The organism is Catellatospora chokoriensis, from assembly GCF_011297315.1.
GTDB classification, from domain to species: Bacteria; Actinomycetota; Actinomycetes; order Mycobacteriales; family Micromonosporaceae; genus Catellatospora; species Catellatospora citrea.
This window is the reverse complement of record NZ_JAAOTI010000006.1, coordinates 117,954-143,299: the sequence shown is the minus strand read 5'-3', so window position 1 is coordinate 143,299 and position 25,346 is coordinate 117,954. Positions and strand designations below refer to the sequence as shown.

The following is a 25,346-nucleotide window of genomic DNA, read 5'->3' as shown; positions in this document are numbered from 1 at the left end:
GGCGCTTCTGTTCGTCCATCGTCAGGGCGTCCGGGGCGCGCGTCGTTGCCCGGATCGGCGGATCCGGTCGCGCCCCGTGCGGCAACCACGGTAACCACGGAGCTGCGCGCCGTGGTTACCGTGTGGTCCCGGCCACTCCAGGTGACGGGCCTGCGGCCCTGTCGGGCCGCCGAGGCCGGTCGCGGCCGTGCTGTCTGGTCGTCGTGCTCCGGCTGGGCGTGGGCGCCCGACGATGTTAGCGTACAGCGTACGGTGGAGGCGAACCCGAAGAGGCGTCCGGCGACGTCGCGGAGGCGGAGCGGCGCTCCGTCAGCGGTCCTGGAGCAGGCCGAGCACGTTGCCGTCGAGGTCGGTGAAGGTGGCCACCAGGCGGCCGCCGCCGACGTCGTGCGCGGGTTCCTTGACCGTGCCGCCCGCGGCGGTGACCTCGGCGAGCTTCGCCTCGATGTCGGCCACGTGCCAGTAGGCGACCGGCGAGGTCATGCCCTGCGGCCCGCCGCCCGGCACCAGCCCGATCTGCTGGCCCGCAGCCTCGAAACCGACGTAGTAGGGCGAGTCGGTCTGCGGCAGCATGCCGAGCAGCGCGGTGTAGACGGCCTTCGCCGCGGCGAGGTCGGATACCGGGTGCAGCACCGTCAGGATGCCCGCGGTCGACGAGTCGGTCATGTTCACTCCCAGGTCAAGGTCGGTGAGGTCCATCACCGTCACTGTAAGTGAGCTCGCTGACCGGCGGCTTCTCCATTCCTGACCGGTATCCGGCCCACCGTCAGAAGTCGCCGAAGCCCGAGTCGAAGCCGCCGGAGTCGTAGCCGCCGGAGTCGTAACCGCCCGCCTCGTAGCCCCCGCCGGAGTCCGGGACCTGACCGGCGTCGCCGGTGTCGGCGTAGGTGTCGGCGGTGCCGGCGTCCTGCGCGCCGGCGGCCTCGGTGTCGGGGGCGACGTCCGGGGTGAGCGCGTCGTGGATCATGTCACCGATGACCATGCCGCCGAGGAATCCCAGCGCCGCGCCGCCCAGCCCCGCGCCGATCAGCGTGCCGGTGCCGCGGTAGCCGCCGTAGCGGTAGCCGCCGGCGCCCTGCGCCGGATAGGCGTACGGCTGGCGCGGCTGGCCGGGCGCGGCAGGTCCGGCGTGTGCCGGCGGCCGCATGAACGATCCGGGGTCCTGGTCCGGCAACGCCGCCACCCGGTCCAGGGCGCGGCGCACCCAGCCGTCGACCAGCTCGACCCACCGGGCGGGCTGCGCGATCAGTGCGCGGAACTGCTCCTCGGTCACCCGGTGCACGTCACCGGGGCCGGGCTGCCCGGCGACCTCGGCGGCCACGGTCAGCCCCTGTGCGTCGGCGGCGAAGGTGAACACGAGCTGTGGGACGTGCGGCCCGACCGGCTGACCCTGCGGGACCGGGGCGTAGAAGGTGACCGCCTGGGTCACCGGCGGACCCGGCCGCAGCTCGCTGCGCGCGAACCGGCTGCCGATCGTGCCCAGCGCGTCCAGCACGTACTGGGTGATCTCCGTCGGCTCGACGCCGAGCGGGTCGAAGTCGGTCTTCGCCGAGCCCTGGTCGACGGTGACCTCCGTGCGCACTCCGACGCTCACCCCGGGCATGGGCTGCCCGTAGACCAGCGTGACCGGGGTGCTGTGCGGCACGGCCAGGTGAAAGCCGACGGCCTGCCCGGCGCCCCCGAACAGCGCCAGCCGCTCGGCCACCGGATATCGCCCCAGCTCGACCTGCGTACCGCCGGAGCCGGCGACCAGCAGCAACTGCACCGAGGTGATGTCGACGTCGCCCCTGGCATGCAGCCGCACCTGCCCGGAGAACGCGCCGCCCGGCCGGGTCACCGGGGTGGACAGAACGGTGTCGACGTCGACCCCGCCGAAGCCCAGGCTGCTCAGTAAACGCCGCAGGACCATACCCACCATCATGCCGCCGTACGGCCCTCAAGATCTGCGAACCTGCCCGGCACCCGTGCGTATCTTGGCCTTGCTTTCGCCCAGGTGCCAGGCAAGTCGAGCGATCATGCGGCGGGGGTGAGGCGGCCGTGGGGCATCTGCCAGCCTTCGGCCAGGCGGGACGGGTGGACGTTGCCGCCGCCGCCGAAGAACTCGCAGAACTTCATGATCAGCGGGTCCCAGGCGACCGGGTCGACGTACCGGGTGCCGGGGATGATCAGGTCCTGCTCGACGTGGGCGCGGCGGACCTCGGCGGTGAAGGCGGTGGCGTACGGGTCTGGGCCGCCGATCGGGAACGTGCCGCTGATCTCGCATTCGAGCTGAATCGGGCACTGCGCCACCCGGTCCGGCGCGACCAGGTCCGAGCGCTGCGGACTCAGCCCGGCGGCGGCGAACTTGTCCGGCACGTGGCGGTAGCCCATCGCCCGCTTGCGCGTGGACGGCTCCGCCGCGCCGGTGGTCAGCGCGAGCCGGTCCACCGCGTCGACCAGGTCCGACGGCACCAGGTTGAGCACGCACTCGCGCTCGCGGCGCAGGTTGGCGGCCGTCTGCGCGGTGTCGCCCAGGCCCAGCACGCAGGTGCTGCCCAGCCACCAGGCCGACGACATCGGGGCGAGGTTGGTGGTGCCGTCCGGGTTGCGGGAGCTGATGATGACCACCGGGGTGCCGAAGTACAGCACCTTGAGGTCGAGGGTCTGATGCACTGTCGCCGTCCTGCCGGTCGCGTCCGTGCCCCGCGGTGCCGGGGCCCATCGGCGAGCCTGCCGGGATGCCCGGCGTGATGCTGGCGGGGAACGGACGCGGCATCCGGGCTAGCGGCGGACCTGCAGGGTGGCCAGCAGCTCTGCGGTGGCGGCGGCGACGGCGGCCACCGCCTTGTCGAAGGCCTCGGCGTTGTGCGCGGCCGGGGCGCGGAAACCGGAGATCTTGCGGACGTACTGCAGCGCGGCGGCCTGCACGTCCTCCTCGGTGACGATCTCCTGGAACGGCGGGCGAAGGGTCTTGATACTGCGGCACATGGTTGCCATTGTGCTCGCTGGGCATCATTGACGGGTGTCCGCTGCCGCGCCGATGACCGAGAGCCGACCCGCCGCCGTACGCGTGCTGGCCGTCCTGCTCGCCATGACCGCCCTGGCCACCGCCTCGGTCGAGTGGCTGAACTGGTACTACGCCGAGGACGGCGGCTATCCGCTGTTCGTGCGCACCGGCTGGGCGCTGCTGCGCTCGCTGCTGTTCCTGGTGCTGATCTTCCACCTGTGGCGGGGTCGGCACGGTGCCGCGCCGTTCGGGCTGATCCTGACGGTGACGACGCTGTTCGCGCTGGCCCGGCTGGTCGTGCCGAAGCAGGGGGCACCGGCCGTGCCCGGGCTCATCGGGTTCGGCGTGGTGGCGGTGCTGTGCTTGACCGTGGTGCTGCTGCTGTACCGGTCGGCGAGCGTGCAGGAGTACCTGGCCAGGCCGAAGCTGCGCTGGTGGATCAGCCGGGACGGGCTGACCCGCAAGCCGATGCCGAGCCGACCGCAGGTGCCCGGCTGGGTGCTGACCACCCGGGTGGCCGTGTTCAGTTACAGCGCCCTGATGCTGGTCGCCTGCGTGGTCGCGGCCGGGCGGCTGTTCGACGGCGACGTCACCCTGCTGCCGGTGATCGTGGGCTGGTTCGTGTTCGCGCTGATGGTCAGCTACGTGGCGCTGTTCTTGAGCATCTTCCTGGTCAAGGGCAAGAGGTGGGCCCGGCTGCAGCTGGTGCTGCTGACGCTGCTGGTGCTGCTGGTGCACCTGCCGCTGTGCCGACTGCTGCTCGGGGTCGACGGCCTCGTCCGCGACGGCGGCCCGCTGCTGGTGGCGGCGCTGCTCGCGCTCTGGGGCCTGTGGCGAGCCGGCCGCAACGGCCACTTCGTCCCCGCCACCCAACGCGCCACCGCCCAGCCCGACCGGGCCACCCCGACAGCAACCCGCTGACTCCACCGCGCCCCACCGACCCGACCACCGTCCCCGCCTGAGCCGACCACCCCGCTGGGCCGGACCGCTCAGCGCGACGCATCCCTCCAGCAATAGACGTTGGCCTATCTGGTCGAGAATTTGTGGATCGGACTCGACCAGATAGGCCAACGTCTATGAAAAACGGAGTGCGGGAGCGGGCGGGCCGGGCGACGGGTGCGGGGCCGGGTCAGGCGGTGGTGCGGAAGGTGCGGCGGTAGGCGAGTGGGGCGGTGCCGACGGTGGCGCGCAGGTGCTGGCGCAGGGAGACGGCAGTGCCGAAGCCTGCCCGGTCGGCGACCTGGTCGATGGTGAGGTCGGTGCTCTCCAGCAGGTGGCGGGCGTGCTCGATGCGCTGGCGGGTGAGCCACCGGCCGGGGGACAGCCCGGTCTCCTCCCGGAACCGCCGGGTGAACGTGCGCACGCTCATGCGCGCGTGGCGGGCGAGCTGGTCCAGGTCGAGGGGTTCGCCGAGGCGGGCCAGCACCCATTCGCGGGTCGCGGCGGTGGAGGTGTCGCCGGGGGCGGGCAGCGGGCGTTCGATGAACTGGGACTGGCCGCCGTCGCGCCAGGGGGCGACGACGCAGCGGCGGGCGGCCCGGTTGGCGACCTCGCTGCCGTGGTCGCGCCGGATCACGTGCAGGCACAGGTCGAGCCCGGCGGCGACGCCTGCGGAGGTGAGCACGTCACCGTCGTCGATGAACAGCACGTCGGCGTCGAGTGCGATCTGCGGGAACCGGCCGCGGAAGTCCTCGGCGTAGGCCCAGTGGGTGGCGGCGGGGCGGTCGTCGAGCAGGCCCGCGGCGGCCAGCACGTACGCCCCGGTGCAGATGGACATGATCCGTTTGCCGGCGGTGTGGGCGGCGCGGAGGGCGGCCATGGCCGCCACGGTCGTGGGGGCGTCGAGGCGGTCGCGGTGGATGCCGGGCACGATCACGGTGTCGGCCCAGTCGAGCAGGGCGAGGCCGTGGTCGGGCGTCACGGAGAAGCCGGCGCTGGCGCGGATCGGGCCGCCGTCGGGGGTGCAGACCCGGGTCTCGTAGAGCCGGTGGCCCGCGCTGTCGGTGGCGCAGCCGAACACCTGGCTGGGGATGCCGAGGTCGAGGGCCATGACCCCGTCGAGGGCGAGCACGGCGACACGGTGGCGAGCGGTCATGGCTGAATTCTTTCACATAGTGGCGCTCAGGCCACTGGTTGCGGGTGCATGGATTCCGGGACCATGGTCGGCGTGACGTTGCTGGAGAACAGGGTGAACAGAACACGAAGCCAGAATCTCGCCTGGGCGGTCGCCGCTGTGGCGCTGGTGTCCATCGTCGGCGCGGCCGGGTTCCGGGCCACGCCGGGCGTGCTCATCGAGCCGCTGGAGCAGGCGTTCGGCTGGTCGCGCGGCACCATCTCGGCAGCGGTGTCGATCAACCTGGTGCTGTACGGGCTGACCTCGCCCTTCGCCGCCGCGCTGATGGAGCGCTTCGGCATGCGCCGGGTGGTGGCCGGGGCGCTGCTGCTGGTCGCCGCGGGCAGCGGGCTGACGGTGTTCATGACCGCGAGCTGGCAGCTGATGCTGCTGTGGGGCGTGCTGGTGGGCCTGGGCACCGGCTCGATGGCGCTGGCGTTCGTGGCCACGTTCACCAACCGCTGGTTCGTCAAGCACCGGGGCCTGGTGACCGGCGTGCTGACCGCGGGTGGCGCGGCCGGGCAGCTGGTGTTCCTGCCGCTGCTGGCGAGCCTGGTGCAGGCCTACGACTGGCGGGTGGCGGCGCTGACCGTCGCCGGGTCGGCGCTGCTGGTGGTGCCGCTGGTGCTGTGGCTGCTCCGCGACAATCCGGCTGACCTGGGCATCACCGCGTACGGCGCGGACCCGGACGCGCCCCCGCCCGCTCCCGCGGTTGCCACGGGGGCGGCGAGCCGGGCGCTGGGCGCGCTGCGCGACGCGGCGAAGACGCGTACGTTCTGGCTGCTGGCGGGCGGGTTCGCGATCTGCGGCGCGACCACCAACGGCCTGGTGGGCACGCACTTCATCCCGGCCGCGCACGACCACGGCATGCCGACCACCACGGCGGCGAGCCTGCTGGCGCTGGTCGGCGTCTTCGACATCGTCGGCACCATCGCCTCGGGCTGGCTCACCGACCGCTTCGATCCGCGCTGGCTGCTGGGGATCTACTACGCGCTGCGCGGGCTGTCGCTGATGCTGCTGCCGGAGCTGTTCGCCGCCGACCCGCACCCGAGCATGCTGGTCTTCATCCTGTTCTACGGGCTGGACTGGGTGGCCACGGTGCCGCCGACGATCGCGCTGTGCCGGCAGCACTTCGGGGCGTCGGGGGCGATCGTGTTCGGCTGGGTGTTCGCCTCGCACCAGTTCGGCGCGGCGGGCATCGCGCTGGTCGCCGGCCTGGTCCGGGACAGCAGCGGCTCGTATGCCGCGGCGTTCTACGGTGCCGGGTTGCTGTCACTGGCTGCGACCGCGATGTCCCTGGCCATCACCCGTCCGGGCGTGTTGCGACGCTGGCGGCTGGCTGCATGATCGCGGCCTGACCTGCCCCGATCTGGATCATGTCCGGGTCGGGGCAGGCATGAAAACCGGTTACTCCGGGTATGCACACACCCGTGATAACCACGCTGGTGAAGGGTGTACCCACGCCCGAACATCTCGCCAGGGTGCAGAGCACCCTGCCTGCCAACGGCACCGCCCCGTTGAAGATCGCGATCGTGGCGCCGCCCTACTTCGACGTGCCACCGGCCGCTTACGGGGGGATCGAGGCGGTTCTCGCGGACCTGTCCAACGCGCTGGTCGACCTGGGGCACCGGGTGACGGTGATCGGCGCCGGCCGGGACGGCACGAAGGCGAGGTTCTGGCAGGTATGGGAGCGGGCCGTCCCGGAACGGCTGGGCGAGCCCGGTCCCGAGATCATCTACGCCACGCTCACCCGCCGGGTGGTGGAGAACCTGGCCGCCGCGGGCGAGGTCGACGTCGTGCACGACCACACGTTCGCCGGGCCGCTCAACGCCCCCGCGTACGACGCGATGGGCCTGCCCACGATCGCCACGGTGCACGGTCCGGTCGACTCCGAGCTGCGCGGCTACTACCAGACCCTGGACCGCGACCTGTCCCTGGTCGGCATCAGCCAGCGGCAGCGCTCGCTGGCCCCGGAGCTGAACTGGATCGGGGTCGTGCACAACGGGCTGCGTCCGGCCGACTGGCCGTTCCAGCGCGAGAAGAAGGACTACGCCCTGTTCCTGGGCCGGTTCAACGCCGACAAGGGCGCGCACACCGCCGTGCTCGCCGCGCACGAGGCCGGGCTGCCGCTGATCCTGGCCGGCAAGTGCGCCGAACCGGCGGAGAAGAAGTACTACGCCGAGCAGGTGGAGCCGCTGCTCGGGCCGAACGACCAGATGATCGGCATCGCCGACGCGACACTCAAGCGTGAGTTGCTGGCAAATGCCCGCTGTCTGCTGTTTCCTGTGCAGTGGGAGGAACCTTTCGGCATGGTGATGATCGAGGCGATGGTCTGCGGCACGCCCGTGGTGGCGCTGCGCGGCGGTGCCGTGCCCGAGGTGGTGGAGCACGGCGTGAGCGGCTTCATCTGCGAGGACCGGGCCGAGCTGCCGGCCGCCCTGCGGGCGGCGTCGGAACTGGACCCGGCGGAGTGCCGGGAGCAGGTGGTGCGGCGCTTCAGCGACCAGCGCATGGCGGTCGGCTACGTGCAGGCCTACCGGGCCGCGCTGGCGGATCGGCGCAGGCCGCGTACGGCGGGCCGCAACGGGCGCCCGGCGGTCCGTGCCGGCCGGTTGACCACGGCCGGTGAGCGGTGACAGTGTTTGGGCCAGCCCAGCCCGCACCGCTCAACGCAGGCGACCCGCAGCCGATCGGCCAGGGTCAGGTAACCATCGTCGAAGGCACCACGTTCAGCATCTGCGCGCCCAACGGGGACATGGACCCGGGGGGCGCGCAGGGCCTGTTCTTCCGGGACACCCGGATCATCTCGCGCTGGCAGCTGCGCATCGACGGGCAGCCACCGCAGCCGCTGTCGGTGGCCGACACCGACACGTTCGCGTCACGGTTCATGCTGCGGCGCGCGCCCGCGGCCGGGCACGCCGACAGCACGCTGCTGGTGGTGCGCCAGCGCGTGGTCGGCGAGGGCATGCGCGAGGTCATCACGCTGACCAATGTCGGCCGCGAGGCCACCCTGGTGCACCTGGAACTGCACGTCGACGCCGACTTCGCCGACCTGTTCGCGGTCAAGGAAGGCCACGCGGCCGGCACGGCGACGCACGCCCAGGCCAGCGGGGTCAACCTGGTGTTCAGCCGGCCCGACAACTCGCGCGGCCTGCTCGTGCACGCCACCGGCGAACCCGTCAGCAGCCACAACGGGCTGAGCTGGCAGGTGGTCATCCCGGCCCGCGACGAGTGGCGCACCGAGATCATCGTGCATCCGGTGGTGGAGAGCCGCCGCATCGAGCCGCGCTTCCGCGAGCACCTGACGCCCGAGGAGGCCGAGGAGCACTCGTGGCGCCGCCAGGTCACCTCGATCCGGACCCAGCACGAGGGGCTGGGCCTGGTGCTGCGGCGCAGCGTGCGCGACCTCGACGCGTTGCGTATCGCCGCGGGCGAGGACTCCGCGCACACCTTCGTGGCCGCGGGCGCGCCCTGGTTCATGACCCTGTTCGGCCGGGACAGCCTGCTCACCTCGTGGATGGCGCTGCCGCTGGACCCGTCGCTGGCCGTCGGCACCCTGTACACGCTGGCCTCGCTGCAGGGCCGCCAGGTCGACCCGTGCAACGAGGAGGAGCCGGGGCGCATCCTGCACGAGCTGCGGCTCGGTCCGCAGAGCACGTCGGCGCTGGGTGGGGCGCACTACTACGGCACGATCGACGCCAGCCCGCTGTTCGTGGCACTGCTCGGCGAGGCCTGGAAGTGGGGCGCGGCCGAGTCCGACGTGCGCGCGCTGCTGCCGGCCGCCGACGCGGTGCTGGCGTGGATCGACGGCTTCGGCGACCGGGACGGCGACGGGTTCATCGAGTACCAGCGCGCCACCGACCGCGGCCTGTTCAACCAGGGCTGGAAGGACAGCTGGGACGGGGTCAACGACGCGGCGGGCCAGCTCGCCGAGCCGCCGGTCGCGCTGGCCGAGGTGCAGGGGTACGCGTATGCCGCGTGGCTGGCGCGCGCGGACTTGGCCGACGCGTTCGGCGAGCCGGCGCTGGCCGAGTCCTGCCGGGCCCGGGCCGACAAGCTGCGCTCGCTGTTCGCCGAGGCGTTCTGGCTGCCCGACGACGGCTATTTCGCGATCGCGCTGGACGGGCGCAAGCGCCGCATGGACGCCATGTCCAGCAATCCGGGGCACTGCCTGTGGACCGGCATCGTCACCGACGAGCACGCCGCGCAAATGATCGCGCGGCTGTCCGAGCCGGACATGGACAGCGGGTACGGGCTGCGCACGCTGTCGGACCGGATGGGCGCGTACAACCCGATGAGCTACCACAACGGGTCGGTGTGGCCGCACGACACCGCGCTGTGCGTGGCCGGGCTGATGCGATACGCCCACATCCCCGGCGCGGTCGAGCTGGCCCACCGCCTGACCGACGGCCTGCTGCGGGCCGCGATGTCGTTCGGCGGGCGGCTGCCCGAGCTGTTCTGCGGCTTCCCGGCGGACCGCTTCCGCCCGCCGGTGCCGTATCCGACCTCGTGCTCGCCGCAGGCGTGGGCCAGCGGGGCGCCGCTGCTGATCGTGCGCGCGTTCCTCGGACTGGACCTGGACGTGCCCAACCGCAGCCTGGTGCTGCGGCCGCGGCTGCCGCAGGAGTGGGGCACCGTGACGCTGGACCGGCTGCCGTTCGCCGGGTCGCTGCTGAGGATCGCGGCGTCGGGCACCGACGCCGAGGTCCACGGTCTGCCCGAACCCTCCACAGTGATCAGCTGAGGTCGCCACCGGCAGCTCACGCCAGACCCTGGGCGGCCAGGGTTTGACGCAGGTGTTGCAGGCAGCGGGTGAGCAGGCGGGACACGTGCATCTGGGACAGCCCCAGCCGCTGGGCGATCTCGGCCTGGGTCAGGTCGGCCGCGAAGCGCAGCGCGAGGATGTGCCGGTCGCGGGGCGACAGCCCGGCCACCGCGCGGCCGATGGCATGGCGGTCGGGCAGCGACTCCAGCCGCCGGTCCTGCTCGCCGAGCAGCTCGCCCAGCTCGGCGAAGCCGCTGCCGCTGCGCACCACACTGTTGAGCGAGCCGATGGCGTAGGCGTGCGCGCATTCCAGCCCGTCGCGGATGTCGTCCTCGTCCCGGCCGAGGAAGGTGGCCAGGTCGCGGATCTCGGGGGTGCGCTGCAGGGACTGGCACAGCTGGGGCACCGCCCGGCTGATCTCCAGGTGAAGTTCCTGCAGGTGGCGATGCACCCGAAGCGCCCAGCCCCGGTCACGGAAGTGCCGGCGCAGCTCGCCGAGCATGGTCGGGGCGGCGAAGTGTTCGAACCGGACGCCGTGGCTGCTGTCGTAGCGGTCCACCGACTTGATCAGCCCCAGCAGCGCGACCTGGACGAGGTCGTCGGGGTCCTCGCCGCGGAAGCTGAACCGCCGGGCCAGCCGCCGGGCCAGCGGCATGCCGGCGCGGATGACGGCGGCCCGGGCCCGCTCCCGCGCGGGGTCGTCCGCCGGGATGCGGTGCAGCCTGGCCAGCGCCGCCGAGACCCGGCGATCCCGCTCGGCGGTCCACGCCTCACCGGCGGGCTCCGTGGAGCCCAGCACGGCATCGATCCTCAACGCGTCCGCATGCGTGCTCATCGCCGCCATCCGCCGGTCACGCCGGTCGCGCCGCTCCGCGCGGCATCGGGTCACCGGCCTTCAGCAGTCAGACTCACTAAGCGGATTTTAACGACATGTCAGCTTCGGCGGCCGGGGTTGCCGGCTTTCTAGGGCGCGGCAACCTCGCCACCTCCGCCCGCACCGCCGTGCCGTACGCGCAGATCTCGATCCACGACTCGGTGACCGGGCGGTGGTCGAACCGCATGGCCAGCACGGCGTTGGCGCCCAGCCGCAGGGCCACCTGTGCCATCCGGTCGACGGCCTCCAGCCGGCACTCGGTCAGCATGTGCAGGCGCACGTCCATGCTCACCCCGCTGCCGTCCGCGTACGACTTGAAGCCCTCGGTGTAGGGGCTCAGCGTGCGCGCGGACAGGCCCAGGACCTCGCCGTACACGGCCTGCACGACGTGACCGGGCAGGTGGTCTGTCGTGACCACCAGCACGCCCCCGCGGTTTGCGGCATCACGCATGAACACCACCTCCTGAACATCCGATAAGAGTGGTATGTCCATCGTGAATGAAGACGTAATCATTTGGTACTCATTTATCACCTTTTTGTGCTAAAGGGGCAGATCGGGCGTGGCCGCCGGCTCGTGCGACCATCGCCTGATGCCGCTGACGCCGATCATCGCCACCCTCGCCTACGTGCTGTCCCCCGACGGGGGCAGCGTGCTGCTGCTGCACCGCGACAAGCGGCCAGACGACATCCACTTCGGCAAGCACGTCGGCCTGGGCGGGCGCGTCGAGCGCGACGAGGACGTGCTGACCGGCGTGAAACGCGAGGTCGAAGAGGAGTCCGGGCTGATCGCCCGGCGGCTGTCGCTGCGTGGCACCGTCTCCTGGCCGGGCTTCGGCCGCGGCGGCGAGGACTGGTTCGGGTTCGTGTTCCGGGTCGACGAGTTCGACGGCGAGCCGCACCAGGGCAACCACGAGGGCACCCTGGGCTGGGTGCCTCGCGAGCGCCTGTACGACGTGCCGATGTGGGCCAGCGACCGCGAATGGCTGCCGATGGTCTTCGACGACGACCCGCGCCCGTTCCACGGCGTCATGCCCTACCACGATGGACAGATGGTGAGCTGGAATTACGTACGCTGACACGGCCTGGCGGGCCGCCGCATACGGAATCGGATCGATCAATATATCGGTCGCTGTATGTGCCGCTGTCTAGAGTGTGCTCACCGCGGTCGGACGGGAGCGCCTTCGCGGGGAAGCGGTGATGGCCCGGCCATCCCACGCTGGCAGTGCGAGCTGCCTACGGAGGGTGTGGGAGGGTCGGGTCATCACCGGCGAGAAACGTCTCGATCGGCTGCTCGTGCGGTCTGCCGTGCAGGGCGATCAGCCCCGTCGCCGCATTGCGGCTGTGCGCGGCCGCCGCCTGGTCTCCGAGCGCCGCCTGCACCTTCGCGAGCAGACGCAGGGCCGAGCCACGGCGGGCGAGGTCGTTGATCTCGATCGCCCGTTGCATCGCGGCGTCGGCGTCGGCGCGGGCCAGGTCGGGGCGTCGCGCCCGCAGCAGCATCTCCCCCCGACACAGCGTCATGTCCAGCCAGTGCCCGTGGTCGTGCAGCGTGGCCGACAGCGCGATGCTGCGCACGCAGTAGTGAAGGGCCGGCCGGACCTGGCCGAGCTGCGCGTACAGCACGCCGAGCTGGCCCACCGCCACCATGCGGTGAGTGGTCGCGGCACTGGTCGCGATGAGGCGCAGGCTGCGGCGGATGGACCGGACGGCCTCATCGAAGCGCCGCAACCCGGCGAGCGATTCGGCGGCGTTGGTGATCACCATCGACTGCAGGCGTACGTCGCCCGTGGCCTCCAGCGCTTCGCGGCTCATGTCGTACCAGCGCAGTGCCTCGTCGAACTGCCCGACGCGCCCGTTGAGGATGCCCAGGCCGTTGGCCGCGGCGGCGATGCCGTCCAGGTCGCCGAGCGCCTGCCAGGCGGCCAGCCCGCGCATCAGGCCGACCCGGGACTCGTCGTAGCGCCGCTGGTAGTAGCGGGCCTGGCCGAGCAGGTTGTGGACGATCGGCTCGGAGGCGAGGTCGTCGGGTGTACGCAGCCGGAGCGCGACCTCGGCCAGCCGGACGATCCCGTCGGTGTCGCGGCGCAGCGCGTAGTTGCTCGTGGCGCGCAGCAGCTGCGCGGGGTAGCTGCGGGCCGTGTCGGTGGCCTCGCCGACCTGCTCGGCGGCGGTGTACGCGCAGACCAGCTCCGCGTCGAGCCAGCGGCGAGCATCCTGCGTCGTCGGGAGCTCGACGAGGTCGGTGCCCTCCGGCCCGGTCAGCGCCGGATCGATGGGCCGGACCACGCCGGCGAAGTGCAGCACCGCCCGGCGGGCCGTACCCAGGTAATACACGAGCAGGCGGCGCAGCGCCTCGGCACGCCAGGACGGCTCGTCCTCGGCCAGCGCGCACTCCGCGGCATACAGCCGGAGCAGGTCGTGTAACCGGTAGCAGCCGGCGTCGACCTCCACCATGCGCGCATCGACGAGCCGGTCCAGCGCCGACGCGGCGGCCGACCGCGAGTCGCCCAGCAGCGCGGCCACCGCCGCGACGCTCAGGTGCGGCACCCGGGCCAGGCCGGCGAGCCGGAAGACGCGCGCCGCCGCCGGATCGAGGGCGTGGTAGCTGGCCTGGAAGCACGCGCGGATCGCCATGTCGTCGGTGTGCAGCTCGTCCAGGCGGTGGCGCTCGTCGACCAGCCGATCCACCAGATCCTGCGCCGACCAGTCCGGACGGGCGGCGAGGCGGGCGGCGGCGATGCGCAGCGCGAGCGGCAGCCGATCGCACATGGCCACCAGCCGCTGCGCGGCTGCCGCATCGTCGGGGCGGCCCAGCAGGCGCAGCGCGTCGTGCTCGCCCAGCACGTCGAGGGCGAACAGCGCCCCGCCGTCGAGCGAGGTCAGCGCGCGGCGGCTGGTCACCAGGACGAGGCTGTTCGTGGTGCCCGGCAGCAGTGTGCGGACCTGCGCGGCGTCGACGGCGTTGTCGAGCACGACCAGCATGTGGCGATCGGCCAGCATCGTGCGGTACAGGGCGGTGGCCTCGGCCGCCTCGGCGGGCACGTCGCCGTCGCCCACGCCCAGCGCGCGAAGGAACCGGCCCAGCACGTCCGCCGGTGTGAGCGGGGTCAGCCGTGGATTGGACCCTTGCAGGTCGAGGTAGAGCTGGCCGTCCGGGTATCGGTCCTGCAGCAGGTGGGCGAGCCGGATCGCCAGAGCGGATTTGCCGACGCCGCCGGGGCCGTGGATGTTGCGCACCGACGCGGCGGACGCGGTGAGCGCGGCCAGCTCGCCGTCGCGTCCGATGAGGGGCGTGAGGTCGGGCGGCAGCTGCCGGGGCACGACCTCGGGCGCGGGCGAGGTGCGGACCAGCGCCGGATCGCGCCGCAGGATCGCCGCCTGCGTCTGCTGGAGCCGGGTGCCGGGTTCCAGGCCCAGCTCGTCACCGAGGGCTTGGCGGGCCTGCTGGTAGACGTCGAGCGCGGCGGCGGCGTCGCCGGCCGCGTACAGCACGCGCATGAGCTGGTCGTAGGCGCGTTCCCGGGTGGGGCGGGTGGCGATGTGCTCGCGGATCGGGGTGAGCAGTTCGGCGCCGTCGCCGACCAGCAGCCGGGCCTCGAACAGGTCCTCGGTGTGTACGGTGCGCAGGTCGTCGAGGGCGGAGGCTCTGGCGGCCAGGCTGGGTCCGAGCGGGATGTCGGCCAGTGCCGCGCCCCGCCAGCAGGACAGGGCCTGACCGAGGCGGCGTACCGCCTCGTGGTGGCGGCCCTCGGCAAGCGCCGTCGACCCCGCCGTGGCGTGCGACTGCCACAGTTCGACGTCGCACTCGCCGGGTGCCACTCGCAGCCGGTATCCGCCAGGCGCGGTGACCAGCCGTTCGGGGTCGATGCCGGCGGCGGCGAGGGCACGGCGCAACGTCGAGGCGTACGAGCGCAGGTTGGCGACCGCCGAGCGCGGCGGCTCGTCACCCCACAGCTCGTCGGTGAGCCGGTCCAGGGTGACCGTGCGGTCGCCGTCGAGCAGCAGCACCGCCAGCAGGCAGCGGACCTTCGGCACGCTCAGCCCGGTCACCCGTTCGCCACCGCCCAGTGCCAGTGGCCCCAGTAGGCGGAACAGGACCGGCATGTGCTCCACCTCCTCGGCGGTGTCGTGGCGAACGCCGTACAGACTACGAATCGGCTGTGGCGGTGCGGTGCGTGCTCCCGCCTGTCGGTATACGTCGCTTTCTATGGGAGGTGGGGCAGGGCCGGATCATCGCCGGCGAGGAACAGCTCCATGAAGCGGTCCATACGGAACGAACTCTGCCGGAACAGCGCCGCAGCCTCCGCCCGGTGCCGCGCGGCCCGCGCGGGATCGCCCGTCGCGGCGCCGATCCGGCCCAGCTGGCGCTGCACGCAGGCCTGCCAGTAGTTGTCGCTCAGCCGCCGGGTGAGGTGCGCCGCCCGCTCGGCATCGGCGGCCGCCAGGTCGGCGCGGCGCGCCCGCAGGTACGTCTCGGACCGGCACAGCAGCAGTTTGACGACGTAGCGCATATCGTCGAGCCGCTCGGCGACCTCCAACGCCCGGCGGTAGCTGCGCAGTGCGGACCGCACGTCGCCCAGCTGGCTCTGCAGAATCGCCAGCGGGGTGAGCGCGCTGATCTGCAGGAACAGGGAGCGGCTGCCGGTGTGGTTGAGCCATAGGCTCTCCCGGACGCACGCGATGCCCTCGGTGCAGCGCAGTTCGGAGCAGTGCACCTCCGACATGTTGTTCAGGACCAGCTGCTGCAGATCCCGGTTGCCGAGTTCGCGTAGCGCGTCGAGGCTGAGTTGGTAGTAACGCAGGGCCTCGGCCCCGTCGCCCATGAAGTTGGCGCGGCTGCCCAGCCCGTTGCAGATGGTGGCGATCCCGTCGGGGTCGCCGATCTGCTGCCACAGCTCCAGGGCACGGATCAGCACCGTGTGGGCCTCGTCGTAGCGACCCGCCCGGGCCAGGTACTGCCCCCGGCTGCTGTTGGTGATCGCTTCCGACGCATGGTCTTCCGGCAGGCGCAGCCGGAGCGCGGTCTCGGCGAGCTGCGGCACGGCGTGGCCGTATCGGTGCGCGAGGTACGGGTTGCTGACCCTGATCAGCTGGGCCGGGTATCGGCGCCCGTCGTCTCCGGCCTCGTCGGCCTGCTCCGCGGCGGCGACCGCGCAGAGCAGCTCGGCGTCCAGCCAGGACCTGGCCTGCTCGGCCGTCTCGAACGTGATCGGCGGCTCGCCGGGCGGCGCGTGCAGCGTCGGATGCAGCGGCCGCTCGTAGCCCATCAGCACCCCGACCGCCCGTCGCGTCGCGTTGGCGTAATAGACCAGCAGCCGCCGCAACGCCGCGCTGCGGCCGTCCGGGCCGTCCAGCGCCGCCGACTGCTCGGCCGCGTACAGGCGCAGCAGGTCGTGCAGCCGGAATCCGCGTGGCTCGGTCTCCACCAGCCGTGCCTCGACCAGGCGGTCCAGGGCGGACGCGGCCACCGACGCCGGAGCGTCCAGCAGGGCGCCCAGCGCCGCGACGCTGAGCTGCGGCACCCGGGCCAACCCGGCCATCCGGAACGCCCGGGCCGCGACCGGATCCAGCACGCGGTAGCTGGCGTGGAAGCAGGAACGCACCGCCATGTCGTCGCTGTGCAGCTCGTCGAGCCGGCTGCGCTCGTCGACGAGCCGTTCCACGAGGTCGGCCGCCGACCAGTCGGGCCGGGCGGCGAGCCGCGCCGCCGCGATGCGCAACGCCAGCGGCAGCCGCCCGCACAGCCGTGCCAGCGCCAGCGCGCCGTCGCCGTCCGCGCGCAGGGCCGACCCGGCGATGCGGTCGAGCAGCTCCGCCGCGTCGGCCTCCGGCAGCACGTCGAGTGCGAGCCTGGCCGCCCCGTCGAGCGCGGTGAGCGCTCTGCGGCTGGTGACCAGCACCAGGTTGCCGCCGACGCCCGGCAGTAGCGGCCGGACCTGTGCCGCGTCCACCGCGTTGTCGAGCAGGATCAGCATGCGCCGCTCGGCGAGCAGGGTGCGGTACAGCGACGCCATCTCGGCGGGCTCCTGCGGCAGGTGGCCGTAGGGCACGCCCAGCGCCCGCACGAACCGGCCGAGCACGTCGACCGGGTCGAGTGGGGTGAGCCGCGGATTGGAGCCCTGCAGGTCCAGGTAGAGCTGGCCGTCGGGGTAGCGGTCGCGCAGCTGGTGGGCGAGCCGGATGGCGAGGGTGGACTTGCCGACGCCACCGGGCCCGTGCACGTTGCGCACCGGTGCGGTGCCGTCGTGCAGCCGCGCCAGCTCGCGCCGGCGTCCGACCAGGACTGTCACGTCGGGTGGCAGCTGCTGGGGCGTGATCTGCGGTGTCGGCACGGCGGGTGCCAAGGACGGGTCGCGTCGCAGCACGGCACGCTGGGTCTCGCGCAGCTGCGGGCCCGGTTCCAGGCCGAGCCCGTCCGCGAGCGCGTCGCGGGCCTGCTGGTAGACGGTGAGCGCGGTGGCGGTGTCGCCGGCGGCGTAGAGCACGCGCATGAGCTGCCCGTACGCGCGTTCGCGGGTGGGGTGCGCGGCGATGTGCTCGCGCAGCGGCGTCACCAGTGTGATGCCGCCGCCGCTGCCCAGGCGCGCTTCGAAGAGGTCCTCGGTGTGCGCGGTGCGCAGCTCGTCGAGCGCGGTGGCGCGGGCGGCCAGGGCCGGCCCGACCGGGATGCCATCGAGCGCCGGGCCGCGCCAGCACGACAGGGCCTGGTCCAGTTGCCGGGCGGCCTCGTGGTGCCGGCCGGCCGTCAGCGCGGCGACACCTGCCTCGGCGTGGGACGCCCAGACCTCGAGGTCGCATTCGCCGGGCGCGACCCGCAGCCGGTAACCGCCGGGGGTGGTGACCAGGCGTTCGGGGTCGATGCCGGTGGCGGCCAGGGCGCGGCGCAGCGCGAGGGCGTACGAGCGGAGGTTGGCCACGGCGGACCGGGGTGGATCGTCGCCCCACAGCTCGTCGGTCAGCCGGTCCAGGCTGACCACCTGGTCGGCGTCGAGCAGCAGCACGGCCAGCATGCATCGGATCTTGGGCACGGTGACGCCGGTCGCCTGGTCTGCGCTGCCGAGGGCGAGCGGCCCCAGCAGGCGGAACACGATCGGCACGGTGACTCCCCCCGCTGGCGTGGTGGGTACGGCGTACAGACTACGAATCCCCGTTCAGAGATTCACTCATGTTTCCGTCACTCGGTACGCAGGGCGACGACCGGGTCGAGCCGGCCGGCCCGCTGCGCGGGCACCACGCCGAACACGATGCCGACGGCGCAGCTGACGCCGAACGCCAGCGCGATCGACCACCAGGTCAGCGCCGCGGGCACCGGGCTGAGCGCGGCCGTGGCCAGCGACGCGCCGACGCCGAAGGCGATACCGAGCAGGCCGCCGACGGTGGTCAGCAGCACCGCCTCCAGCAGGAACTGCAGGCCGATGTCGCGCGGTCGCGCGCCCAGCGCCATGCGCAGCCCGATCTCGCGGGTGCGTTCGCGCACCGAGACCAGCATGATGTTGGACACGCCGACCCCGCCGACCAGCAGCGAGATGCCGGCGATCGCGGCCAGCACGGCGGTCAGCACGCCCAGGATGTCGCCGAGCACGCCGAGGATCTGCTCCTGCGTGACGGCGCTGAACTCCTCGTCGGGGTGGCGGCGGTGCAGCTCGGCGACGATGTCGCGGCCCAGCCGGTCGATGGCCTGCGCGTCGGGCGCCTTGACCGCGAACGCGTCCACCCGCTTGGTCGCCAGCAGCCGCTGCGCCGTGGAGAGCGGGATGTGCACCTCGTTGTCGCGGTCGACGCCGAGGCTCTGCCCCAGCGGGGCGAACACCCCGATCACCCGGAAGCGCACCCCGGCGATGGTGACCTGCTGCCCGACCGGGTCGCGTTCGCCGAACAGGGTCCTGGCCACGGAACTGCCGAGCACCGCGACCCGGCGTCCGGTCTCCACGTCGGTGCGGGTCAGGTACGCCCCGCTGCGCACGTCGCGCAGGAACACCTTCGGCGTCGTCTCCAGCACGCCGAGCAGGCTGGTGAACACCTGCTCGTTGCCGGCGCGCACGTTCTCGCCGGAGGTCAGCGACACGGCGACCCGGTCGCGGTCGCCGGCGATGCGGATGATCGCGTCCAGATCGGACTGGTCGAGCCGGGAGACGGCCGGGGCGGCATTCAGGCTGACCTGTCCGGGGACGACCAGCAGCAGGTTCGAGCCGAGCCCCTCGACCTGGGCCTGCACCTCGTTCTTGGTGCCGGTGCCCAGGGCCACCAGGATCACCACCGCGCCGACGCCGATCACCATGCCGAGCATGGTCAGGCCGCTGCGCATCCGGTTGGCCCGCAGCGCGTCCAGCGCCACCCGCCACGCCTCCGCGAGCCTCATCGCCCGGCCTCCCCGACCTCGTCGGCGGCGGTGTCGGAGACGATGCGGCCGTCGCGCATGGTGATCTGGCGGCGGGCCCGCGCGGCGACCTCCCGGTCGTGGGTCACCAGCACCACCGCGACGCCCTCGGCGGTGTTGAGCTGCTCCAGCAGTTCCAGCACGGTCGCGCCGGTGGCCTGGTCGAGGTTGCCGGTCGGTTCGTCGGCCAGCAGCACGACAGGTTCGGTGACCAGCGCCCGCGCGATGGCCACGCGCTGCTGCTCGCCACCGGAGAGCTGGTTGGGCCGGTGCCCGACGCGGTGGCCGAGCCCCACGCGTTCGAGCATCCGCTCGGCCCGTTCCCGGCGTTCGCGCGCGCCCATCCCGCGGTAGACCAGCGGCAGCGCCACGTTGTCCAGCGCGCTGGTGCGCGACAGCAGGTGGAACGACTGGAAGACGAACCCGATGGTCGCGTTGCGCAGGTGCGCCATCTCGGCCGCGGTCAGCCCGGCGACGTCGCGCCCGCCGATGCGCAGCCTGCCCGACGTCGGCTGGTCCAGGCCGCCGAGCAGGTGCATCAGCGTCGACTTGCCCGAGCCCGACGGCCCGACGAGAGCCACGTGCTCGCCGTGCCCGACGGACAGGCTCACCCCGCGCAGCGCCGGCACGCTCACCCCGTCCAGCGCGTACGTGCGGGCCACGTCGATCGCCTCGATCGCGGCGTCGGAGGTCACGGCAGGGCCGCCCCCTCGGTGACGCGGTCCACGCCGCGCACCACGATCCGCTCGCCTTCGCGCAGCCCGTCGGTGATCTGCAGGGTGTCCATGCCGGACGCGCCGACCACGACGGTGCGCCGCTGCGCCTTGCCGTCGGTGCCGCGCACCCAGACGCTGTCGCGGCCCTCGCCGGTGAACACGGCCGCGGCGGGCACCGCGACCACGTCGGCGGCCTCGCGCACCTTCAGCCGCGCCACCGCGCTCATGCCGGGCCGCGGCGTCGGCGCATCCGACGGCGTCTCCAGCGTCAGGTGCACCCGGTAGGCCACCGCGCCGCGGCTGTTCGGGGTCGGCAGCACGTCGACCGCGCCGACCCGGGCCGGATACCGCACCCCGGGCGCGGCGTCGAGCTCCACCTCGGCGGTGATCCCGGTGCGCACCAGCAGGATGTCCGTCTCGTCGACGTCGGCGACGATGCCGAGCACGCTCGTGTCGACGACGGTGACGATCGCGGTGCCGGCGCTGACCGGTGCGCCCACGGCCGGGGCCGAGGCCACCCCGGCCGGTGCGGCGACCGGACCCGTCATGCCTGCGGGCGCGCCGGTGCTCATTCCGCCGAGCAGGCTGCTCAGATCCGGGCCGGCCGCGGCGGACGAGGTGCCGCCCAGCTGCACCACCCCGGCGATGGGGGCGCGCAGGGTCAGCGCGTCCACGCTCGCCTTCGCCAGGTCATACGCCTGCTGGGCCTGCAGCCGCTGCGCCGAACCCAGCGCCTGCATCGCCGAGCCGAGCGACGCCACGCCGCGCTGCACCGCGGCGGCGGCCGCGGCCACGCCGGCCGACGCCTGCCGGTAGCCGGCCTCGGCGGCGGTGACGTGGGCGAGCAGCGCGTCCCGGGTCGGCGGGTCGGCGACCTGGTCGGCGGCGGCACGGGCGTGGTCGAACGCCTCGCGGGCCGAGGCGTCCAGCTTGCGCCGCGCGGCCGACAGGTCGACCCGCACGGTGCCGCCGCCGGATCGCTTCGACGCGTCCAGGGCCTGCTTGGCCTGGCGCAGCCGGGTGCGGGTGGCGGGGGAGTCGATCACGGCCAGCAGCTGGCCCTTGGCGACCTGCTGGCCCGGTGTGACGGCGAGCCTGGCCAGGGTGCCCTCGGCGGGCGCGGTCACGGTCGCGGCGGCGCGGGCGGTGACCGAGGCGGGGGCGTCGACGACCTCGCTGACGGTGGACCGGCCGACCTCGGCCACGGTCACGTCGGCGGTGTCCTCGCAGGACGCCGCGGTCAGCGAGGTCAGCAGGAGCACCGTGCCGAGGGCGAGCGCGGGTCGTGCGGTGCTGCGAAGGGGGGTGCGCACCTGCGGGAGCTTATCCAGGATGGTCAACCCGTGGCCATCCGGGCGCTGCCGTGACGTCACCCGATGTGGCAGTCTCTTCGCGGAGGTGCGCGATGGCGACAGAGGACACGACGCAGGACGAGGCCACGCAGACGGCCCCGGCGCAGCGGCGCCCGGAGGTGGACCCGAGCACGCCGGACGCGCAGGCGGCCCGCCGCAACCGGCACGTGTTCGTCGTCGGTTTCCTCGGCGGGCTCGGCCTGATGTGCGCGATCGTGCTCACCTGGGCGGTGCGCGAGACGCTGTCGGTGCTGCTGCTGATGCTCGCCGCGCTGTTCCTGGCGATCGGCCTGCACCCGGCCGTGGCCTGGCTGCAGCGGCGCGGGCTGCCGCGCGGCCTCGCCGTCACCATCGTCGCGCTGGCCGTGGTGCTGGTCGCCTGCGGCGGCCTGGGCGCGCTGGCACCGCCGCTGATCACCCAGACCGGTGAGCTGATCGAGAACCTGCCCGCCTACCTGGACGAGCTCAACCGCAACCCGCAGGTGGCCGACTTCAACCAGCGGTTCGACGTGATCGACCGGCTGAAGGACGCCGCCACCAACGAGAACATCACCAAGGCCCTCGGCGGGGCGCTGGGCGGCGTGCAGGCCGTGTTCGGCGTCATCTTCAACGTGCTCACCGTGTTCATCCTCACCATCTACTTCCTGGCCGCGTGGACCCGGCTCAAGGAGGGCTTCTACAAGCTGTTCCCGGCTTCGCGCCGGGACACCGCCCGCGAGATCGGCGACGAGATCTTCGAGAAGATCGGCGCGTACCTGCTCGGCTCGCTGGGGATCGCGTTCGTCGCCGGGGTGAGCACGTTCGTGTTCCTGCTGATCGTCGGGGTGTCGTACGCGTTCGCGCTGGCGATGGTGGTCGCGGTGTGCGACCTGATCCCGCAGATCGGCGCGACGCTGGGCGCGGTCGTGGTGGTCATCGCCGGGTTCGCGCACTCGCCGACGGCCGGCATCGCCTGCGTCGTCTTCTTCATCCTGTACCAGCAGCTGGAGAACTGGGTCATCGCGCCGCGGGTGCTGCGGCGCTCGGTCGACGTCTCCGACCTGGCCGTGATCCTGTCCGCGCTGATCGGCGCGGTGCTGCTGGGCGCGCTCGGCGCGCTGATCGCGATCCCGGTGGTCGCGGGCGTGCAGCTGACCATGCGGAAGATCGCGATGCCGCACCTGGACCGTATCTGACGGCAGCGCGGCGGGGACGGAAGGCCGACACACCACCACCTCCATGTATGCGGTATGACTGTCGGCATGCAACCCGACGGCAACCTCCCCTCCGCCGTGTCCACAGTCGACGGTGCCGATCCGCTGGCCAAGCTGATCGAATCGGCGCGCGGCTGGCACGGCGTACAACTCGGCGTGCTCGGCTTCATCGGCTTCTGCGGCGTGCTGAAGATGGGCGCGGAAGCGCCCGGCCCCGACTGGCTGCAGTGGCTGGCCACCGGCGGTTCGGTCGGCGCGTTCGCCACCGCGCTGTGGTCGATCGTCATGGTCGGCAAGGTGGCCTGGCCGACGGGCGACCCCGCCGCGCCCGCCGACCCGGCCGAGATGAGCGGTCAGCTGCGCTCCGGCATCCGCACCACCATCGTCTCGGTGGCGCTGATGGCGTTCGCGGGCCTGTCCGCCTGGTGGCCCACCGAGCAGGCCCCCTCGGTCGAGGTGAGCCTAGGCAACGGCGGCAAGGCCTGCGGCCAGGTCGCCGAGGGCGCCCCCGCGGGCGCGATGTGGCTCAACACCGCCGCCGGCGAGACCCTGGAGGTCCACCTCACCACGGTCGCCAACGTCCGCCCCGTCGCCTCCTGCTGACCCGCCCCCGTCCCCCGGATCTTCGCGCGACTCTTGAAGACTCGTGCCTCCGCCCAGCGGCTGAGGGCGCGAGTCTTCAAGAGTCGCGGCACGGGGGTGGGGGTCAGACCTGCCAGACGTCGACGCAGGTGGTGTCGGCGGTGGACCAGCGGGCCAGCAGGTGGTGGCCGTCGGCGCTGAAGGCGGTGCGCACCGAGCGCGCGGCGGCGATGTCGGTGCGGAACACCTCCTCGTCCGTGCCGGATTCGTGCAGCCACACCGCGGTGCCCGCGGATCCGGCGCGCAGCCGCCCGTCGGGGCTGTCGCACTGCGGCGCGAAGCCGTCGTATGGGCTGTGCTCGGTGTAACCGTCGTAGCGGCGGTGCAGGTCCTCGCCGACCATCTCCTCGACGACCGTGCCCGTGCCCAGGTCCCACATCGTCGCCACGTCGCGCACGTACCGTCCGACATGGACCTTGCGGTCCGCCTCGGCGATCAGCCGCCACTGGCCCTCGTGCACCAGCACCTTCACCGGCCGGTTGTTCGACGCCGCCTGGAAGCTGCTGGTCAGGTGCCCACTGGTCACGTCCCACACGCTGAACTGGCCGTCGGTGTTCCAGGCGACCAGCGCCAGCCGGCCACCGGGCCCGACGAACACCTTGCCGGTGCCGTCGCCGACGCGCAGCTTCGGGCGCACCTCGTTGACGACCGCGCCGTTGGCGATGGACCGCATCCGCACGTACGCCCCGGAGCGCTCGCACTCCACCAGCAGCTCGTGGTCGGGCGTGAGCAGCCAGTCCCCGTCCACCCGCAGCTGGTGCCGCTTGGCGGCCCGGTCGCCGCTGAGCAGCTTCGCCGAACGCGCCACCGCCGCGACGGAGTCCGAGGTCAGCAGCGCCCCGGCGGCGACACGGTGCTCCATGAGGATGCCTTCGCGCTGCGCGGTCAGGTCGTACACCCGGTCGTCGGCGGTGCGCACCTGCGCCAGCGCCGCCCCGGGGGCGTACTGCCCGCCCTCGGCGACCAGCCAGCGCACCAGACGGGCCCGGCCGTCGGGCAGGTCCCAGCTCAGCGGCTCCATCCGCCACGACGCGGTGTTGGCCGGCACCCGCCGCGCGGCGACCCGCCCGGCCCAGCGCGCCGCCCCGCGGATCACCGCGTACTCCGGCTCCGCCGGGTGCCGCACCGGGCGGCCCAGCTCGGCGTGCAGCACCGCGCGGGCCGCGGGCAGCCGCGACGCGCCGCCGACCAGCAGCACCCCGCTCACGTCGGCCAGCCCGAATCCCGACCGGGCGACCACCGCCCGGCAGCTCGCCAGGAGCCACCGCAGCGCCGGCTCGGCCAGCCGGTCCAGGCCGCCCCGGTTCAGCCGGTACGGCGGGGCGTGCGGGGTGATCCGGTCCACCACCTCGTCGGTGTCGGCCAGCCGGTGCTTGACCGAGCGCACGAACTCGCCTGCCGCATACCGCGCGTGCAGCCCGGTGTCGCCGCCGGCCTGCAGCGCCGGGGTCAGCCAGTCGTGCAGCACCGCCCGCAGGTCGTTGACGAGCAGCAGGTCGAAGTCCTGGCCGCTGCCCGAGGTCTCGTGCGCCAGCAGCTGCGGGCGCTCGCCCTGCATCCGGGCCAGCGACACCGTCCACGACGCGCCCAGGTCGCAGACCAGCACCAGCGCGCCGTCGGGCAGGTCGCCGTGGGTGTGCGGGTCCAGCATCGCCGCGGTGGCGTCGGCGACCACCTCGACGTCGGGGAAACCGGCGTCTGCGGCCAGCGCGATGAGCGCTTCGCGACGCCCGTCGTGCGGGGCGTAGGCGGCCGGCACGGTCAGCGCCAGCCGGTCGACGGTGACGCCGAAGCGGCGCTCGGCCTCGAGGTGCAGCGCACGCAGGAACACGGCCAGCACCTCCGGGGCGGAGGCCTGCCGGTCGCCCAGCCGGACCGGCTCGCCGCTGTCCAGCGACTGCCGCGGCCCGGCGGCGAAGCCCCGGGGAAGCGCCTCGCGCCGGTGCACCGCGGCCGTGCCCACCAGCAGGTCGTTGCCGTCCAGGCAGACCGCCGAGGGCCAGCTGAGCGCGCCCGTCACCGGGCACGGGACCGGATGGACCTGCGCCCCGGTGACGAGTGCCGCCGTGGTCTGGTACGTGCCGAAGTCGACCACCAGGAGGTGCTGTGCCATAGCGGAGCTCCCGAGTTTGCCCGAAGCGACCCGAAGTGACGCCGTCGTCAGCCGCGTTGATGGTCGCCGATGCTAACGACCGGCTGTTGCAAGCGAGTTAACCGTTCGCGTGTCGGGGTTGACGATCTGTGCGCCAGGGCGTCGGCGGTGCGGATCCCACCGCTGCTCCGGGTAGTCGGGGATGTCCGGCGGGGGCGGTGTGGACTGGTCTACAT

At 73.0% G+C, this 25,346-nt stretch carries 20 protein-coding genes; 7 read left to right on the top strand and 13 right to left on the bottom strand.

Annotated features, from left to right (window positions below; translation table 11 throughout):
* Positions 1-309: 309 nt before the first annotated feature.
* The 4 genes from HAV39_RS11430 to HAV39_RS11415 form a co-directional block, all read right to left on the bottom strand.
* Positions 310-699 carry a VOC family protein gene (locus HAV39_RS11430; RefSeq protein ID WP_239121012.1) on the bottom strand — a complete coding sequence of 130 codons (390 nt, stop codon included), beginning with the start codon at positions 697-699 and terminating at the stop codon, positions 310-312.
* 67 nt (positions 700-766) lie between these two features.
* The gene (locus tag HAV39_RS11425; protein WP_191839154.1) at positions 767-1,909 is read right to left on the bottom strand and encodes a sporulation protein; all 1,143 of its coding nucleotides are present in this window, start codon (positions 1,907-1,909) and stop codon (positions 767-769) included.
* A 104-nt stretch (positions 1,910-2,013) separates the two neighbouring features.
* Entirely contained in the window at positions 2,014-2,652 is a 639-nt protein-coding gene (locus HAV39_RS11420; RefSeq protein WP_191839153.1) for a flavin reductase family protein, read from the bottom strand.
* A 108-nt stretch (positions 2,653-2,760) separates the two neighbouring features.
* Entirely contained in the window at positions 2,761-2,967 is a 207-nt protein-coding gene (locus HAV39_RS11415) for a DUF2277 family protein (protein WP_191839152.1), read from the bottom strand.
* A 34-nt stretch (positions 2,968-3,001) separates the two neighbouring features.
* Between HAV39_RS11415 and HAV39_RS11410 the strand changes: the two genes are divergently transcribed.
* Positions 3,002-3,907, top strand: coding sequence for a hypothetical protein (locus HAV39_RS11410; RefSeq protein WP_239121013.1), 906 nt, complete (start codon positions 3,002-3,004; stop codon positions 3,905-3,907).
* A gap of 208 nt (positions 3,908-4,115) precedes the next feature.
* Here the strand turns inward: HAV39_RS11410 and HAV39_RS11405 are convergent, their stop codons facing one another.
* Entirely contained in the window at positions 4,116-5,081 is a 966-nt protein-coding gene (locus HAV39_RS11405; RefSeq protein WP_191839151.1) for a GlxA family transcriptional regulator, read from the bottom strand.
* A gap of 93 nt (positions 5,082-5,174) precedes the next feature.
* On the opposite strand from HAV39_RS11405, the gene HAV39_RS11400 reads away from it, so the two are divergent.
* From HAV39_RS11400 to HAV39_RS11390, 3 genes are all read left to right on the top strand, one after another.
* On the top strand, positions 5,175-6,446 hold the full coding sequence (locus tag HAV39_RS11400; RefSeq protein WP_239121014.1) for an MFS transporter: 1,272 nt from the start codon (positions 5,175-5,177) through the stop codon (positions 6,444-6,446).
* Positions 6,447-6,529: 83 nt separating this feature from the next.
* On the top strand, positions 6,530-7,735 hold the full coding sequence (locus HAV39_RS11395; protein WP_244958780.1) for a glycosyltransferase family 4 protein: 1,206 nt from the start codon (positions 6,530-6,532) through the stop codon (positions 7,733-7,735).
* Positions 7,732-9,843 carry an amylo-alpha-1,6-glucosidase gene (locus tag HAV39_RS11390; RefSeq protein WP_239120714.1) on the top strand — a complete coding sequence of 704 codons (2,112 nt, stop codon included), beginning with the start codon at positions 7,732-7,734 and terminating at the stop codon, positions 9,841-9,843. The genes HAV39_RS11395 and HAV39_RS11390 overlap by 4 nt, the downstream gene beginning before the upstream one ends.
* A gap of 16 nt (positions 9,844-9,859) precedes the next feature.
* On the opposite strand, the gene HAV39_RS11385 is transcribed toward HAV39_RS11390, so the two are convergent.
* A complete protein-coding gene (locus HAV39_RS11385) occupies positions 9,860-10,699 on the bottom strand; it encodes a SigB/SigF/SigG family RNA polymerase sigma factor (protein ID WP_191839149.1) in 840 nt (279 codons plus the stop codon).
* A gap of 76 nt (positions 10,700-10,775) precedes the next feature.
* Entirely contained in the window at positions 10,776-11,189 is a 414-nt protein-coding gene (locus tag HAV39_RS11380; RefSeq protein ID WP_191839148.1) for a heavy metal-binding domain-containing protein, read from the bottom strand.
* A 139-nt stretch (positions 11,190-11,328) separates the two neighbouring features.
* Between HAV39_RS11380 and HAV39_RS11375 the strand changes: the two genes are divergently transcribed.
* Positions 11,329-11,814 carry an NUDIX hydrolase gene (locus tag HAV39_RS11375; RefSeq protein WP_191839147.1) on the top strand — a complete coding sequence of 162 codons (486 nt, stop codon included), beginning with the start codon at positions 11,329-11,331 and terminating at the stop codon, positions 11,812-11,814.
* Positions 11,815-11,971: 157 nt separating this feature from the next.
* Here the strand turns inward: HAV39_RS11375 and HAV39_RS11370 are convergent, their stop codons facing one another.
* From HAV39_RS11370 to HAV39_RS11350, 5 genes are all read right to left on the bottom strand, one after another.
* On the bottom strand, positions 11,972-14,842 hold the full coding sequence (locus HAV39_RS11370; RefSeq protein WP_191839146.1) for an AfsR/SARP family transcriptional regulator: 2,871 nt from the start codon (positions 14,840-14,842) through the stop codon (positions 11,972-11,974).
* Between the two features lie 101 nt (positions 14,843-14,943).
* On the bottom strand, positions 14,944-17,835 hold the full coding sequence (locus tag HAV39_RS11365; protein ID WP_191839145.1) for an AfsR/SARP family transcriptional regulator: 2,892 nt from the start codon (positions 17,833-17,835) through the stop codon (positions 14,944-14,946).
* A gap of 77 nt (positions 17,836-17,912) precedes the next feature.
* Entirely contained in the window at positions 17,913-19,097 is a 1,185-nt protein-coding gene (locus tag HAV39_RS11360) for an ABC transporter permease (RefSeq protein WP_191839144.1), read from the bottom strand.
* A complete protein-coding gene (locus HAV39_RS11355; RefSeq protein ID WP_191839143.1) occupies positions 19,094-19,810 on the bottom strand; it encodes an ABC transporter ATP-binding protein in 717 nt (238 codons plus the stop codon). The genes HAV39_RS11360 and HAV39_RS11355 overlap by 4 nt, the downstream gene beginning before the upstream one ends.
* Positions 19,807-21,144, bottom strand: a complete 1,338-nt coding sequence (locus HAV39_RS11350) for an efflux RND transporter periplasmic adaptor subunit (RefSeq protein WP_239120715.1) — start codon at positions 21,142-21,144, stop codon at positions 19,807-19,809. The genes HAV39_RS11355 and HAV39_RS11350 overlap by 4 nt, the downstream gene beginning before the upstream one ends.
* A gap of 92 nt (positions 21,145-21,236) precedes the next feature.
* Here HAV39_RS11350 and HAV39_RS11345 point away from each other — a divergent pair, with 92 nt between their 5' ends.
* The gene (locus HAV39_RS11345; protein WP_191839141.1) at positions 21,237-22,358 is read left to right on the top strand and encodes an AI-2E family transporter; all 1,122 of its coding nucleotides are present in this window, start codon (positions 21,237-21,239) and stop codon (positions 22,356-22,358) included.
* Positions 22,359-22,424: 66 nt separating this feature from the next.
* Positions 22,425-22,979 (top strand): hypothetical protein, encoded by a 555-nt coding sequence (locus HAV39_RS11340; protein ID WP_191839140.1) that lies wholly within the window; start codon positions 22,425-22,427, stop codon positions 22,977-22,979.
* 103 nt (positions 22,980-23,082) lie between these two features.
* Here HAV39_RS11340 and HAV39_RS11335 read toward each other — a convergent pair whose 3' ends face one another.
* On the bottom strand, positions 23,083-25,131 hold the full coding sequence (locus tag HAV39_RS11335; protein ID WP_191839139.1) for an Hsp70 family protein: 2,049 nt from the start codon (positions 25,129-25,131) through the stop codon (positions 23,083-23,085).
* Between the last annotated feature and the right edge of the window lie 215 nt (positions 25,132-25,346).

Excerpts from the sequence above, each read along its gene's own strand:
- HAV39_RS11335 (WP_191839139.1), bottom strand. The coding sequence starts at position 25,131 with ATGGCACAGCACCTCCTGGTGGTCGACTTCGGCACGTACCAGACCACG.
- HAV39_RS11370 (WP_191839146.1), bottom strand. The coding sequence starts at position 14,842 with ATGCCGGTCCTGTTCCGCCTACTGGGGCCACTGGCACTGGGCGGTGGC.
- HAV39_RS11425 (WP_191839154.1), bottom strand. The coding sequence starts at position 1,909 with ATGGTCCTGCGGCGTTTACTGAGCAGCCTGGGCTTCGGCGGGGTCGAC.
- HAV39_RS11430 (WP_239121012.1), bottom strand. The coding sequence starts at position 699 with ATGGACCTCACCGACCTTGACCTGGGAGTGAACATGACCGACTCGTCG.
- HAV39_RS11340 (WP_191839140.1), top strand. The coding sequence starts at position 22,425 with ATGCAACCCGACGGCAACCTCCCCTCCGCCGTGTCCACAGTCGACGGT.
- HAV39_RS11415 (WP_191839152.1), bottom strand. The coding sequence starts at position 2,967 with ATGTGCCGCAGTATCAAGACCCTTCGCCCGCCGTTCCAGGAGATCGTC.
- HAV39_RS11380 (WP_191839148.1), bottom strand. The coding sequence starts at position 11,189 with ATGCGTGATGCCGCAAACCGCGGGGGCGTGCTGGTGGTCACGACAGAC.
- HAV39_RS11405 (WP_191839151.1), bottom strand. The coding sequence starts at position 5,081 with ATGACCGCTCGCCACCGTGTCGCCGTGCTCGCCCTCGACGGGGTCATG.
- HAV39_RS11360 (WP_191839144.1), bottom strand. The coding sequence starts at position 19,097 with ATGAGGCTCGCGGAGGCGTGGCGGGTGGCGCTGGACGCGCTGCGGGCC.
- HAV39_RS11345 (WP_191839141.1), top strand. The coding sequence starts at position 21,237 with ATGGCGACAGAGGACACGACGCAGGACGAGGCCACGCAGACGGCCCCG.
- HAV39_RS11375 (WP_191839147.1), top strand. The coding sequence starts at position 11,329 with ATGCCGCTGACGCCGATCATCGCCACCCTCGCCTACGTGCTGTCCCCC.
- HAV39_RS11385 (WP_191839149.1), bottom strand. The coding sequence starts at position 10,699 with ATGAGCACGCATGCGGACGCGTTGAGGATCGATGCCGTGCTGGGCTCC.